Here is a 13,011-nt window from a genome sequence, read left to right as displayed (position 1 = left end):
GCCCACCGTCTCTCCGATGCGTCCAACCGTCTCTCCGGCCCGTCTCCACCGCCTCTCCGGTGCGTCACAAGCGCCTCAGCAGCGCCGGTGAAGGGGTATTTACGGATTAGACCAAAAACCTGCAAGCGGAAAATCCAAGAAACTGGAGAAAAATCGATGTTTCTTTGTTAATCCAATATTATCAAGATGTTACGTGAAACATGCACCGCCATTTCGAATACAGCGAATGTATCGACACCCATGCTTTTACAGCGCAGAGGGCTTATTCACACGGTTACCCTCAGACTCGGTCGCGATTCAGGCGGAATCGGCCCGTCGCAACCGGGTCAACAGGATCGGGATCGGCAAACGCAACACCAGCAAGCCAGACATGATCAGCAGATAGATCAATGGTTCAATCTGAAATCCCTTGACCAGCATCACATAGTGTAGCGCAGCGAGAACTGCAGCCGGATAGACCAGCCGGTGCAGCTTGCGCCACCGAGGGCCAAGACTGCGCACCGACCAGTTATTTGAGGTCACCGCGAGCGGCAGCATCAGTAAAAACGCCGCCATGCCAACAGTAATGTAAGGGCGCTTGACGATATCGGCCCATATCTGACTGGGAATTTGGACATCAAGCACCAGCCAGACCAGCAAATGAAGACAGACGTAGGCAAACGCCAGAACTCCGATGGCGCGGCGAAACTTCAAAAGGTTCAAACCCAGATGCCGCCGCATCGGGGATATAGCCAAACCGAAGATCAATAGCTGCAAAGCACGTTTGCCAAGCCTGTGCTCCAGGGCTTCGATCGGCTCGACTCCAAGCCCACCGGTCGCACCCAGATACAGCAACCACGCGGGATAGAGGGCACCCAAGGCATAGAGTGACCAGATTGGAATTCGCCGCAAGGCAGAATTCAATCGACTTATGAAAGTGCCCGCGCCCAATTCCAATCTAACTCCCGCCCGAAAACCCGCTTGCCGAATTTATGTCTGAATTCAGAAACACAATACCACTTGCGATGTTCGAAAAGCGGCAATCCCGGCCATATAACAAATTGCGAGGAGCGACTTTCGTGTCCCACGATGACCTAATGACCCCCGCTCTGCTGAGCCTTGGTGTCAGAATATTCATCAGCTGGGGGCTGACCCGTTGGCGAAACAGTAAAGGTCGTACATCGATATTCGCCAATGACCAAAGCCTGGAAGATGTTGGTCTGTCTTTCATCTCTTCTCTGTTCAATTCATTTTCACCTAATCGGGTGGATGGGATAACAGAATTGCGCCCGCCCTGGGGGTTGCGCGATCTTGCACCCGTTATTGCGCTAGTGTTGCTGCTGACGACCGAATTGTCTCCGCTCTGGGAGAGCGTCGGCATCCATGATCCGGTGATCCACAAGGCAGCTTTGATCGCGCTCTGCCTGATTTTCGGATACTCATGGTTCATATTGCTCTTTGTCCAAAAGGTTGTCTACGACGGGTCATTCATCGAATGCTATGGTGTCGATGCGACCAAACAGGAAAGGAAACTATCTGATCTTGTCGACATCCGGGTCCACGACAAGCGCCCGGCATTGGTTCTTACGTTTGCTCAACAAAAAACCTCTCTATATCACAAAATCCCTCTCCCAGCGGGCGGGCTTCATCACCCGTATGGAAGCCATCGCGCAGCAGAACCGTAGCGATGGTCTTGTAGCGCCTGCGCCGACACTAGCTAACAGGCTCGGGTTCTAGAGACCCGAACTTTCTCAGTTTCAGTAGTTCGCAGCCAGATCCATACCTTCGTATAAGCTGGCGACCTCTTCCTCGTAGCCGTTTAACATCAGCGTAGGTTCACGTTTGGCAAACAGACCGCCTCCGATCGGTCGCTCGGAAGCCTGCGACCAGCGTGGATGATCGACGTTGGGGTTCACGTTGCTGTAAAAACCATACTCCCGCGGACCCGCCATGTTCCAGCTGGTCGGAGGCTGCGTATCCGTCAAGGTGATGCGCACAATCGACTTGATCGACTTGAACCCGTATTTCCACGGCACCACCAGACGCAGAGGCGCCCCGTTCTGGTTTGGGATCGTCTTGCCGTAAATGCCCGTTGCGATCAGCGTCAGCGGATGCATCGCCTCATCCAACCGCAAGCCTTCGCGATAGGGCCATTCAAGCACCGGGTATTGCAAACCAGGCATTTCATCCGGGCGATAGGCTGTTTCAAATGCCACAAATTTTGCGCCATCCTGTACCCCGGCCATATTGAGCAGATCGGCCAGTTCAAACCCGTTCCACGGAATCACCATCGACCAGGCTTCGACACACCGAAACCGATAGATGCGTTCCTCGATGGTCATTTCCGAGAGGATATCCTTGAAGTCATATTCACCCGGCCGATCTACCAGGCCGTCGATCTTGACGCTCCAAGGCTCGGTTACCAAGGTATGGGCATATTTTGCGGGATCGTCCTTGCGGGTGCCGAATTCGTAATAGTTGTTATACGAGGTGATCTCTTCCCAGGTATTCGGCCCAAGACCTTCCTTCGCATCTGCTGGTTTGACAATTCCTGCAAGCCCGACACCTGCCAGACCGGCCATTACCTGCCGCCGGTTCAGGAACGCCGTCCTTGGGGTGACGTCATTATGCGTCAGTTTGTTGGTCCAGCGATGCGCCATTTGGGTCTCCGTCTTTCGTTTCCTCGGGTCCAAGGTAATGCGTGATAACACAGAGCCAAGAAAACGATCGTCACGATTGGGAGACCGGATTGTAACGTAACCGGCGCATCTTCCGTGTTGTACATGCCCACAAAGCCCGATCTTCCGTCTTGTACACGTTTTAAAGACCCGATTTCGACCCTTTGGGGCGAGACTTCGGCTGATTGCGCAGCCCCATGCGCCTCGCTATGGTCCCGGAATGGTCTGGCCCAAGAACACCCCTCCTCGACTTGAACAAGACGCTGAAGCCGGAATCGAGATCACCGATGATTTCGAGCGGTTCACGCAGCGAAATGACATTTTCACGCGCGCGTTCTGGGACGACCGGATCAAATCGAAGATGACCGACAGGTTTTTTGCCTCCTACAGGATGGAGGCCGCGCCGCGACGGGGCGAAGGGTTCGCCCAGCGCGACTTTGCCTTGCGCAATGCGGCGTGGCTGATCTCGGATGTCATCTCAAACCGCCGCGCTGAAGACGGCAAGCGCGAAGGGTTTCAGGCACCGATCCAGCCGGACACCCCGGTCGCGCCTGACGCGGTTGAGGTCGATGACCCGGCAAAGATGGCATCCGAGGTCAAGCGCATCGCAAAATTCTTTGGCGCGGATCTATGTGGGATTACCGATCTGGATGAGCGCTGGATCTATACCGCCCGCATCGACACCAGAGATATGTCTGATGCGCCGCACGACCTGCCCGAGGGGCTGAACTCGATCATTGTTCTGGGCCATGAAATGGACCGGGAATTGGTTGCCACCTACCCGTCAGCCCTTGCCGGTGCGGCGACCGGGCGCGAATACAGCCACGAAGCGTCGATCGTCATGCAACTGGCCGCCTATATCCGAAACCTGGGATATGAGGCGGTTCCCTCGATGAACGACACGGCCCTTGTGATCCCTTACGCGATCAAGGCCGGTCTGGGCGAGTATGCCCGAAATCAGATGGTGATCACGCCGGAATTCGGCCCCCGGCTGCGGTTTTCGAAAATATTCACCAACCTGCCGCTGGCACATGACACGCCCAAACCATCAGGTGTGCGGGCGTTTTGCGATATTTGCACGAAATGCGCGGATGCCTGCCCCGTGAAGGCGCTGCCGTATGGGCCACCCTCGACCGAAACCACCAATGTCTCGGCCATTAAGGGCGTGCGAAAGTGGACCTCGGACGCAGAGAAGTGTTTTTCTTTCTGGGCCAAGATCGCCTCGGACTGCGCTATCTGCATGCGGGTTTGCCCGTTCAACCGGGATTATCAAACCCTGCAAGACCGGCTGTGGCTGAAGCTGGCGCTCAGCCCGTTGCGGAAACTGGCGCTTTGGCTGGCCCGCGCGCACGGCAACAGGCAAAAACCCGGCGACTGGTGGAAGAAAGCGCCGTGATCAGCGGAGGCAAACTCTGTAAGCGGGTGCGGTTTCTAAATGTTGATCTGCACGTGCTGCTTGGGCGCAGATCGCACAAGTAGCATTGACATCACGCCCCTCAAAGAGAACCTGTGGCTGACGATCAATCGAGAGGCCAAACCATTTTTGTGTTGCGCGCGGTATTTTGTACTTTTGTCTTTTTGATTTTGAGCGTTCTTACTCAAATGGGGGTCTTGCTTGGATCATAGCCCTGTTTTTCAGGCGGCGACTTGTCGCTTTTGTTCTGGCTTACGTTGCCCTTTCTTTTTCCGCCCTTTGGGTTGCACCTCATTTTGGGCGTGTTGCCATCAGCTGTTTTGGTTCCGGGCCGCTTCAAGTCCAAAACTGGACATACTGCGCCTTAAACAGAAACTATGTTTCGCCAGAATTGGCTGACGTGTTGGAAGACACCGCTGAGGAGGTGGCAAAGCGCTTTCCCGGTACAAAGACTCTGCTTCTCGATGCAAACTTCCCGTTCTTCAACGGGTTTCCTCTCCTCCCGCATCTTTCACATGATGACGGTGAAAAGGCAGATCTGGCATTCTACTATCGTGATGAAAACGGCTACCTGCCCGGGGCAACCCGCTCTCCAATCGGGTATTTCGCATTTGAGGACGGACCAACGGAATGCTCAAAATCGTGGCCCAGCCTTCGTTGGGATTTTGGTTTTGTCCAACCGGTCTGGCGCAGCTATGAGCTTGATACAGAACGCACCCGAACAGTGATGCAGGTCTTATCGGCAGATGCACGTGTCGGTAAGATTTTCATTGAACCACATTTGGTCAGTCGCCTTGGCGTGGCACATAACAAAGTCCGTTTCCAAGGCTGCCGAGCTGCGCGTCACGACGACCACATTCACTTTCAGATGTGATCAATGGCATTGCCGCGAGGCGGTTTTCATTTGGTTAGTCCATGTCCCGCCCAACCGGTAATGAAAAGACCCGCAACAGGGCGGGTCTTTCAGAGCTTGTGATGGGCGTTAATGCACCACGGCGTCGTCCGGGCGGGGTCGCTCGGATGTGCCCAGCCGATCCCCGATGATCAGACCTTCGGCCCCGGCTGATACCGGAATGGTCTCACCATCCTTGATCTCACCGGCCAGCAGAGCCTCGGCCAGCGGGTTCTGAAGCGCGCGTTGGATCACACGTTTCAGCGGGCGGGCACCGAAGACCGGGTCATAGCCTTCGTTCGCGAGCCATTCCTTGGCACCATCATCCAAGACCAACTCGATCTTGCGGGCGGCCAGACGTTTCTGCAAACGCGCCATCTGGATATCGACGATGCCATCCATGTCCTCGCGCTTGAGCCGGTCGAAGATGATCGTTTCATCCAGACGGTTCAGGAATTCCGGCCGGAAATGTGCCCGGACCGCATCCATCACGTCGTGTCGCGCCTGCGCGCTGTCGGCACCTTCGGGCAACTGGCTGAGCGCCTGAGACCCAAGGTTCGACGTCAGAATGATCAGCGTCTGCTTGAAGTCCACGGTGCGGCCCTGACCATCGGTCAGCACACCATCATCGAGAACCTGTAACAGCACGTTGAACACATCCGGGTGCGCCTTTTCGACCTCATCAAACAGCACGACCTGATAGGGCCTGCGCCGTACGGCTTCGGTCAGCACACCGCCTTCGTCATAGCCGACATAGCCCGGAGGGGCACCGATCAGACGGGCGACCGCGTGCTTCTCCATGAACTCGGACATGTCGATGCGCACCATCGCGTTGTCGTCATCAAACAGGAAGTTCGCCACGGCCTTGGTCAGCTCGGTCTTACCCACGCCGGTCGGGCCGAGGAACAGGAACGAGCCCAACGGGCGGCCCTCGTCATTCAGGCCCGCACGGGCACGGCGCACTGCGTTTGAGACAGCCGTGACCGCCGCATCCTGACCGATCACGCGGGAATGCAGATCGTCTTCCATCCGCAGCAGTTTCTCGCGCTCACCTTCCAGCATTTTCGAGGTCGGGATACCGGTCCAGCGTTCAACCACGCTGGCAATCTGTTCCGGACGCACCGTTTCCTCGGCCATCATCTGGCTGCTTTCGGCATTTTCGGCCTCGGTCAGCTTTTTCTCAAGCTCAGGGATGACGCCATAGGACAGCTCACCCGCCTTGGCCAGATTGCCTTCGCGTTTGGCAATCTCAAGATCAGCGCGCGCCTTATCGAGCTGTTCTTTCAAATCACGCGCGCCAGCCAGCTTGTCGCGTTCGGCCTGCCACTGGGCTGTCATTTCGGCGGACTGCTCCTGCAGATCGGCCAGATCCTTTTGCAAGGTTTCCAGACGATCCTTAGAGGCCGCGTCGTCCTCAAGCTTCAGCGCTTCTTCTTCGATCTGCATTTGCAGGATCTGACGATCAAGCTGGTCAAGTTCCTCAGGCTTGGAGTCCACCTCCATCCGCAACCGCGACGCGGCCTCATCAACAAGGTCGATGGCTTTGTCGGGCAGGAACCGGTCGGTGATATAACGATGCGACAGGGTCGCCGCCGACACCAGCGCCGAGTCCGAGATGCGCACACCGTGGTGCAGCTCATACTTTTCCTTGATGCCGCGCAGAATGCTGATCGTGTCCTCTACGGTCGGTTCGGCCACCAAAACTGGCTGGAAACGACGCGCGAGGGCCGCGTCTTTTTCGACGTATTTGCGATATTCATCCAGGGTGGTTGCGCCGATACAATGCAGCTCACCCCGGGCAAGCGCAGGCTTGATCAGGTTGGCCGCGTCCATTGCGCCGTCGGATTTACCAGCACCGACAAGCGTGTGCATTTCATCGATGAACAGGATGATCTCACCGGCGGCCTCGGTCACCTCGGTCAGAACCGCCTTCAGGCGTTCTTCGAACTCACCGCGGTACTTCGCACCAGCAATCAGTGCGCCCATGTCGAGCGCAAGCAGCTTTTTATCCTTCAGCGATTCCGGCACGTCGCCGTTGATGATGCGCAGGGCCATGCCCTCGGCAATCGCGGTTTTACCAACACCGGGCTCCCCGATCAAAACCGGGTTGTTCTTGGTGCGCCGTGACAGAACCTGCATCGAACGGCGGATTTCTTCATCCCGCCCGATGATCGGGTCGATCTTACCCTCGGCGGCCGCTTCGGTCAGATCGCGCGCGTATTTCTTCAGCGCGTCATAGCCTTCTTCCGCCGAGGCAGTATCTGCCGTACGGCCCTTGCGGATATCGTTGATCGCCTCGTTCAGCTTTTGCGCGGATACAGCACCGGCCTCCAACGCCTCCTTGGCCTTGGATTTCACCATGCACAGCGCCATCAAAACCCGCTCGACCGGCACAAAGCTGTCGCCTGCCTTGGTGGCGATTTTCCCGGCTTCGTCCAGAACCTTGGCGGTCTGGCCGTCCATGTAAATCTGGCTGGCGTCACCGCTGACCTTCGGAATCTTGCCCATCGCGGCGTCCAGCGCCTCGACCACGCAGTTGGGCGCACCACCGGCACGCGTGATCAGGTTGCTGGCCAGCCCCTGATCGTCATCCATCAATGCTTTCAGAATATGCGTGGGCTCCAGCCTCTGGTGCCCCTCACGTAGCGCGATCGTTTGCGCGGCCTGCACGAATCCCCGTGCCCGCTCGGTGAACTTGTTCAAGTCCATTGCATTCTCCTTTTCTCAAGCGCCCTATTGTGACGCGCCCGCTTGGCGGCACACGTCGATCTGGGCCTCACATTCAATTTGGGTAATATTGACGTGTATTCAAGTCTGTCCCGCCACAATATCACAGGCAGTACCCTGCCCTTTCAATGTAATAGAGCCTTGACACAAACAGATGATACCAAATCATATTTTACGAATGTCATAGGAAGACAGTAGTGCAAGAACTTTTCAGATGTATCTCCGACCGGTGGTCGCCCGTCATTGGCGACCCAACACCCATGGGCTGGGTGACGGTCGCCGCATACGGGATCACCACCATTCTTTGTTTCAGGGCAGCCCGGACAACCGTAAGCCAAGGGATGCGGCTGTTCTGGCTGGCACTAACGGTGCTGCTGTTTGCACTGATGATCAACAAACAGCTTGATCTTCAATCGGGGCTGACCGCAGCCGCCCGTTGCCTATCACAGATGCAGGGTTGGTATGAAGATCGCCGGTCTTTGCAGATCGGGTTTATCCTTGTGGTGATGTTCAGCGGCATCTGGGTCGCGCTTGTCAGCCTTTGGTTGCTCCGAAGGCATCTCAGCCGGATTGGTTTGGCACTGCTGGGCTTCGTCTTCCTCATATGTTTCGTATTGATCCGCGCCGCTGGTTTTCATAATCTCGACGCCCTGCTGAGCACCGATTTCCTGTTCATCCGTATCAATTGGCTTATGGAGCTTTCGGGCATCGCCTTGATCGCACTCAATGCAGCCTGGGTCGCAAGACAGTCTTAGCCGAGAGGAATTGAATAGACGGTGTAGCCCCCGGTCTGTCCCATCAGTTGTGCATTGTGTGACTCGACCAGCGATTGTTCAGCATCGCTACCGGTGGGGCAAGAAACCAGATCTGCGGCATGATCCAGGAATTCGCCGGTAAAGCTGCTTTCACCCGTGAGCTGACACCAGTCATCCTCGGACCGGTAGCCGCGCACCAGGGGAAGGTTGTCATTGGTCGGGGCCGGCGCGGCGCCGGTTTCTGGCGGATCGCTCTGCGGCGCGTCCTCACATGCGGCCAGCATCAGCGCTGCGCCAAGCACAAGTATTTTCTTCATCATGTCTGTCCCCTGTACTGATTTCGCAGCACCTTAGCATATTGCGCCAAATACTGGGTGATCTGTGTCACTCCCGCTTCCAGCATGGACAGAGCGCCCCGAACCCGTTAGGACGCAGACGTTTGCCAAAAAGGAGCCCCCCATGTCCGACGACCGCCTGATCGTAGCCCTTGATGTTCCAAACGCCCTGCAGGGGCTGGCCCTGGCCGAGCGGCTTGGCGATGCGGTATCGTTTTACAAGATTGGATTGGGGATGCTGACCGGCGGCGGGCTGACATTAGCTAACGAACTTAAACAGGAACACGGCAAGCGCATCTTTCTGGACATGAAGCTGTTCGATATCGGCAATACAGTGGAAAACGCCGTGCGTGGGCTGGCGCAGTTCGATCTGGATTTCCTGACGGTTCATGGTGATCCGCATGTGGTACGCGCAGCAAAAGAAGGCGCCTCGGGCAAGGATCTGAAGATTCTGGCAGTCACCGTCCTAACATCGCTGAACCGGGAAGATCTGGACGCGAGCCTCATGAAGGCGGGTGACGTGCAGGACCTTGTTATCGAACGCGCGGCCAAGGCTTTCGAAGCGGGGGCCGATGGCGTCATCGCCAGCCCTCAGGAAGCCGCACTGATCCGCGCCCTACCTCAATCAGCGGGTCGTCTGATAGTCACGCCCGGGGTGCGCCCGGCGGGTGCGGCATTGGGTGATCAGAAACGAGTTGCAACCCCTTCTGGTGCGATCGGCGACGGCGCAGATCATATCGTCGTGGGCCGCCCGATTTATCAGGCCGATGATCCCAAGGCCGCTGCCGAAGCGATTCTGAACGAAATAAATTCTTTGGCACACCACTAGTCGACCACGCGGAATTCCGGGCAAAAGCAATCCGCAAGTGATTGACCTAACGTCAATTTCTACCGAATCCGCGCCAAATCGCCCCTGTGCCCGAAAACACACATGAAAAACGTGAGTTTGGGCGCGCCCGGCTTATCGCTATCGGATGAGACTGATTTGGGCGATTCTGATCTCAAGACACTCCCCAACGGACCATATCTTCCTGAGGTCCGTTACCTCCCCCCGCAGGTGCGGGGGGTTTTCTCCCGAGCATCAATGTCGGTTCAGAGCCTTCCCATTTCGGAAAGATAGTCCCTTAGCCGGTTCACAAAGCTGGGAATTGCCAGCGAATTCGTCAGGTAATCCTGAGGGTGCATCAACCTCCAGCCCTGTCCTTCATCGCCGAAGCGGATCAAGCCGACATCTTCAGACGGGCGCATGGCAACAAAAAACCAGCTTTGACCATATTGACGCGACCAGATGAGATCGGTTGCGCACAAGCACAATCCAACCTCTTCGAGCGCTTCCCGCAATGCGCATTCGATTGGCGTTTCGCCGGGGTTCTTCCCTCCTCCGGGAAAATCGAGATGCCTCGGAAATGGGATATCTGTGTTTTCGTCTCTTTGGATCACCACCAGCGCGTCCCGCAGAAACAACGCGGTTTTTGCTCCGGTGAAGTCCATAGGTCCCCTTTTTAATTCAGCCCATTCGGGATAGATTCTAACGCATGGAAAAGCTGATCCAAGCCATATCTGGCCGGAAAGAAACCTCAACATGCCCGCCATCTGTCGCGACTGCCTGAAACAGGTCGAGCATGGCTCGCGTTGCCCGTCCTGCGGTAGCCCGCGCGTGAAATCGCACCCCGAGTTGTTCGACCTTACCATCGCGCATATGGATTGTGACGCTTTTTACGCCTCGGTGGAAAAGCGCGACAATCCCGAATTGGCGGACAAGCCGGTGATTATCGGTGGCGGAAAGCGCGGTGTGGTTTCTACCGCCTGTTATGTTGCACGCATTCGTGGGGTGCGATCGGCAATGCCAATGTTCAAGGCACTTCAACTGTGCCCCGACGCGGTGGTGATCAAACCGCGCATGTCAGTCTATGCCAGCGTATCCCGCGAAATCCGTGCATTGATGGATGAGCTGACGCCCGATGTGGAACCCCTGTCGCTGGATGAGGCATTCATGGACCTGTCAGGTACGGAACGCCTGCATGGTGCTCCGCCTGCTGTGATGCTTGCGCGGCTGGTCAAGCGGATGAAGGATGAGCTGGGCCTGACAGGCTCGATCGGGTTGAGCCATAACAAGTTCCTGGCCAAGGTCGCATCGGACCTGGACAAGCCGCGTGGGTTTTCCGTAATCGGCAAGGCCGAGACAGCTGATTTTCTGCATGATCAACCCGTACGGCTGATTTGGGGGATCGGGCCAGCGGCACAAGAATCTCTGGACCGCGCCGGTATTCGCACCTTCGCCGATCTTTTGCGTTGGGAACAAGAGGCACTGACCGCGCGATTCGGATCAATGGGTTATCGGCTTTGGCATCTGGCCCGGGGCCAGGACAAGCGGCGTGTGTTGGCCCATGAGCCAATGAAGTCGATCAGCAACGAGACCACGTTCTTTGAGGATACCGCCAGTATTGATATCCTCGACGGGCACTTGTGGCGCATGTCCGAGAAGGTGGCAGACAGGGCCAAGGCCAAGGGGCTGGCCGGACGTGTCGTGACGCTGAAACTAAAACGAGCCAATCACAAGACCATCACACGACGGGTGTCTCTGCGCGACGCAACCCAGATCGCCGACCGTATCTACCGCACTGCGCGCGGGTTGTTTGACCAGGTGGGCGATCAGGGACCTTATCGGCTGTTGGGTTGTGGCCTCTCCGATCTGTGCGCGGAAGATCAGGCCGATATCTCGGGCGATCTTCTGGACCCCGGTGCCGCGCGCCGATCTCAGGCCGAGCGTGCGACGGATGAAATCCGCCGCCGATTTGGCAGTGATGCAATCGTCAAGGGACGCGCTCTGCGCTAGATCACTCGGCGGCCAGCGACATCGGGTCGGATCCGATACTTGCGATCTGCGCAGTGACTTGCCGCAGTAGGTCTCGCAACGTTTCAAAATTACCATTCGGTTGGATCGTGTCCTCGTCCATATAGAGTGAACGATCGATCTCGATCTGGATCGCGTGCTGGTGACGAGTTGGCCGACCGTAGGTCTGGGTGACATAAGCCCCGGCAAAGGGCGTATTGCGCGCCACATGCAGGCCTGCGTCGGCAAAGGCGGCCTCGATCTGGTCGACAATCACGCCAGACGCGGCAGCGCCAAACCGGTCGCCCAGAACAATCTCGGGGCGCGCGCTGTGAGGCCCTCCGGCCATCGCTACCGCCTCATGCGGCATCGAATGGCAATCGATCAGAATCGCCTGTCCGAACATATCGCGCGATTCTGTCAGCAGAGATTTCAGACGCCCATGATACGGGCGCCAGTATCTGTCGATTCGCAGACGCGCCTCGTCCATCGTCAGCTTACCGCTATAGATCGCCCGCCCATTGGCCACCACGCGGGGAATCACGCCAAGACCCGAGGAGACGCGCGGATTGTGGCCGTGACGACGCGCGCCCTGTATCAGCGCCGGATCCAACTCATCCGAACTGCGATTGAGGTCCAGATAGGCCCTTGGCATAGCCGCAGCAAGCAAGGGCGCGCCAAATTCAGCCACCGAGGCATAGAGCTGATCCACATAGGCATCCTCAGAAGACCGAATCATGTTGCGGTTCAGCACAGAACGCTGCAACAGCGTGTCAGGGTAGATACGACCGCTATGGGGCGAGGCAAATACCACGCAGGATGTACGCCTGGCGGGCATATCCAGAACATAGGCTGTATTTGGTGCGGCGTCGGGCATGGGCTCTCCGTTATTCGCATTGAACATAGACTGGAAAATAGTTCTGCCAAACCCCTTGATCCCCCCAACGACTCCTTTTATAGACCCCGCTACCGGCGCGGGGTTCCGCGCCCCATTTCGTTATGGGGTAGGCCACGCGACGGTTTCATGGGCGGTTAGCTCAGCGGTAGAGCACTTCGTTGACATCGAAGGGGTCACAAGTTCGATCCTTGTACCGCCCACCATGTTTCACTGTTCCGGGCTTCCGGGACACCCGACTAACCCAGGCGCTGGCCACGTCTTTGATGAAGGCGCCGCAGATTGGAGACAGACCCATGAAGGTCAAAAACTCGCTCCGCTCGCTCAAGAACCGGCACCGTGATTGCCGGGTTGTGCGTCGCAAAGGCCGCGTCTACGTGATCAACAAGACGCAGCGCAAGTTCAAAGCTCGCCAGGGCTAAGAATTGCACATACCAAATTGGAAAAACCGCGCCTCAGGGCGCGGTTTTTTTGTTGGCATAGTCGCGTGGTCACAGCAGCAT

General features: G+C 57.0%; 13 protein-coding genes and 1 tRNA gene. 8 read left to right on the top strand and 6 right to left on the bottom strand.

Translation table 11 applies throughout. The features are described from left to right. Positions 1-297: 297 nt before the first annotated feature. Complete coding sequence (gene msrQ / locus BLU89_RS20025) at positions 298-912, bottom strand: protein-methionine-sulfoxide reductase heme-binding subunit MsrQ (RefSeq protein WP_074739345.1); 615 nt, start codon at positions 910-912, stop codon at positions 298-300. Between the two features lie 146 nt (positions 913-1,058). Here msrQ and BLU89_RS20020 point away from each other — a divergent pair, with 146 nt between their 5' ends. Further along, positions 1,059-1,664, top strand: a complete 606-nt coding sequence (locus BLU89_RS20020; protein WP_143030638.1) for a hypothetical protein — start codon at positions 1,059-1,061, stop codon at positions 1,662-1,664. A gap of 72 nt (positions 1,665-1,736) precedes the next feature. On the opposite strand, the gene msrP is transcribed toward BLU89_RS20020, so the two are convergent. Further along, positions 1,737-2,639, bottom strand: coding sequence for a protein-methionine-sulfoxide reductase catalytic subunit MsrP (gene msrP, locus BLU89_RS20015; protein WP_074739335.1), 903 nt, complete (start codon positions 2,637-2,639; stop codon positions 1,737-1,739). Between the two features lie 238 nt (positions 2,640-2,877). On the opposite strand from msrP, the gene BLU89_RS20010 reads away from it, so the two are divergent. Then, a complete protein-coding gene (locus tag BLU89_RS20010) occupies positions 2,878-4,053 on the top strand; it encodes a 4Fe-4S double cluster binding domain-containing protein (RefSeq protein WP_074739333.1) in 1,176 nt (391 codons plus the stop codon). A 418-nt stretch (positions 4,054-4,471) separates the two neighbouring features. After that, the gene (locus BLU89_RS21835) at positions 4,472-4,945 is read left to right on the top strand and encodes a hypothetical protein (protein ID WP_245709807.1); all 474 of its coding nucleotides are present in this window, start codon (positions 4,472-4,474) and stop codon (positions 4,943-4,945) included. A 108-nt stretch (positions 4,946-5,053) separates the two neighbouring features. On the opposite strand, the gene clpB is transcribed toward BLU89_RS21835, so the two are convergent. Then, positions 5,054-7,672: an ATP-dependent chaperone ClpB gene (gene clpB, locus BLU89_RS20000; RefSeq protein ID WP_074739331.1), complete on the bottom strand. Its 2,619-nt coding sequence runs from the start codon at positions 7,670-7,672 to the stop codon at positions 5,054-5,056. 215 nt (positions 7,673-7,887) lie between these two features. Here clpB and BLU89_RS19995 point away from each other — a divergent pair, with 215 nt between their 5' ends. Then, positions 7,888-8,445, top strand: a complete 558-nt coding sequence (locus BLU89_RS19995; protein ID WP_083347830.1) for an isopropylmalate isomerase — start codon at positions 7,888-7,890, stop codon at positions 8,443-8,445. Here the strand turns inward: BLU89_RS19995 and BLU89_RS19990 are convergent. Further along, positions 8,442-8,765 carry a hypothetical protein gene (locus tag BLU89_RS19990; protein ID WP_245709806.1) on the bottom strand — a complete coding sequence of 108 codons (324 nt, stop codon included), beginning with the start codon at positions 8,763-8,765 and terminating at the stop codon, positions 8,442-8,444. The genes BLU89_RS19995 and BLU89_RS19990 overlap by 4 nt on opposite strands. 139 nt (positions 8,766-8,904) lie before the next feature. Between BLU89_RS19990 and pyrF the strand changes: the two genes are divergently transcribed. Then, on the top strand, positions 8,905-9,609 hold the full coding sequence (pyrF, locus tag BLU89_RS19985) for an orotidine-5'-phosphate decarboxylase (RefSeq protein ID WP_074739327.1): 705 nt from the start codon (positions 8,905-8,907) through the stop codon (positions 9,607-9,609). 263 nt (positions 9,610-9,872) lie between these two features. On the opposite strand, the gene BLU89_RS19980 is transcribed toward pyrF, so the two are convergent. Then, positions 9,873-10,271, bottom strand: coding sequence for an NUDIX domain-containing protein (locus BLU89_RS19980; RefSeq protein WP_074739326.1), 399 nt, complete (start codon positions 10,269-10,271; stop codon positions 9,873-9,875). Between the two features lie 91 nt (positions 10,272-10,362). Between BLU89_RS19980 and BLU89_RS19975 the strand changes: the two genes are divergently transcribed. Next, complete coding sequence (locus BLU89_RS19975) at positions 10,363-11,616, top strand: DNA polymerase IV (protein WP_074739324.1); 1,254 nt, start codon at positions 10,363-10,365, stop codon at positions 11,614-11,616. A gap of 1 nt (position 11,617) precedes the next feature. On the opposite strand, the gene BLU89_RS19970 is transcribed toward BLU89_RS19975, so the two are convergent. Beyond that, complete coding sequence (locus tag BLU89_RS19970) at positions 11,618-12,490, bottom strand: N-formylglutamate amidohydrolase (protein WP_074739322.1); 873 nt, start codon at positions 12,488-12,490, stop codon at positions 11,618-11,620. A 149-nt stretch (positions 12,491-12,639) separates the two neighbouring features. Between BLU89_RS19970 and BLU89_RS19965 the strand changes: the two genes are divergently transcribed. Both BLU89_RS19965 and ykgO read left to right on the top strand, forming a co-directional pair. Next, positions 12,640-12,714: transfer RNA gene (locus tag BLU89_RS19965), tRNA-Val, on the top strand. 90 nt (positions 12,715-12,804) lie between these two features. Next, positions 12,805-12,930, top strand: a complete 126-nt coding sequence (ykgO, locus tag BLU89_RS19960; RefSeq protein WP_005648635.1) for a type B 50S ribosomal protein L36 — start codon at positions 12,805-12,807, stop codon at positions 12,928-12,930. Positions 12,931-13,011 lie beyond the last annotated feature (81 nt).

Source organism: Ruegeria halocynthiae (assembly GCF_900106805.1).
GTDB classification, from domain to species: domain Bacteria; phylum Pseudomonadota; class Alphaproteobacteria; order Rhodobacterales; family Rhodobacteraceae; genus Ruegeria; species Ruegeria halocynthiae.
Note: the sequence above shows the minus strand (reverse complement) of the source record. Positions and strands in the feature narration are given on the sequence as shown.

Coding starts and splice junctions, on each gene's coding strand:
- msrP (WP_074739335.1), bottom strand. CDS start 2,639: ATGGCGCATCGCTGGACCAACAAACTGACGCATAATGACGTCACCCCA.
- BLU89_RS20010 (WP_074739333.1), top strand. CDS start 2,878: ATGGTCTGGCCCAAGAACACCCCTCCTCGACTTGAACAAGACGCTGAA.
- clpB (WP_074739331.1), bottom strand. CDS start 7,672: ATGGACTTGAACAAGTTCACCGAGCGGGCACGGGGATTCGTGCAGGCC.
- BLU89_RS19990 (WP_245709806.1), bottom strand. CDS start 8,765: ATGATGAAGAAAATACTTGTGCTTGGCGCAGCGCTGATGCTGGCCGCA.
- pyrF (WP_074739327.1), top strand. CDS start 8,905: ATGTCCGACGACCGCCTGATCGTAGCCCTTGATGTTCCAAACGCCCTG.
- BLU89_RS19980 (WP_074739326.1), bottom strand. CDS start 10,271: ATGGACTTCACCGGAGCAAAAACCGCGTTGTTTCTGCGGGACGCGCTG.
- BLU89_RS19975 (WP_074739324.1), top strand. CDS start 10,363: ATGCCCGCCATCTGTCGCGACTGCCTGAAACAGGTCGAGCATGGCTCG.
- BLU89_RS19970 (WP_074739322.1), bottom strand. CDS start 12,490: ATGCCCGACGCCGCACCAAATACAGCCTATGTTCTGGATATGCCCGCC.
- ykgO (WP_005648635.1), top strand. CDS start 12,805: ATGAAGGTCAAAAACTCGCTCCGCTCGCTCAAGAACCGGCACCGTGAT.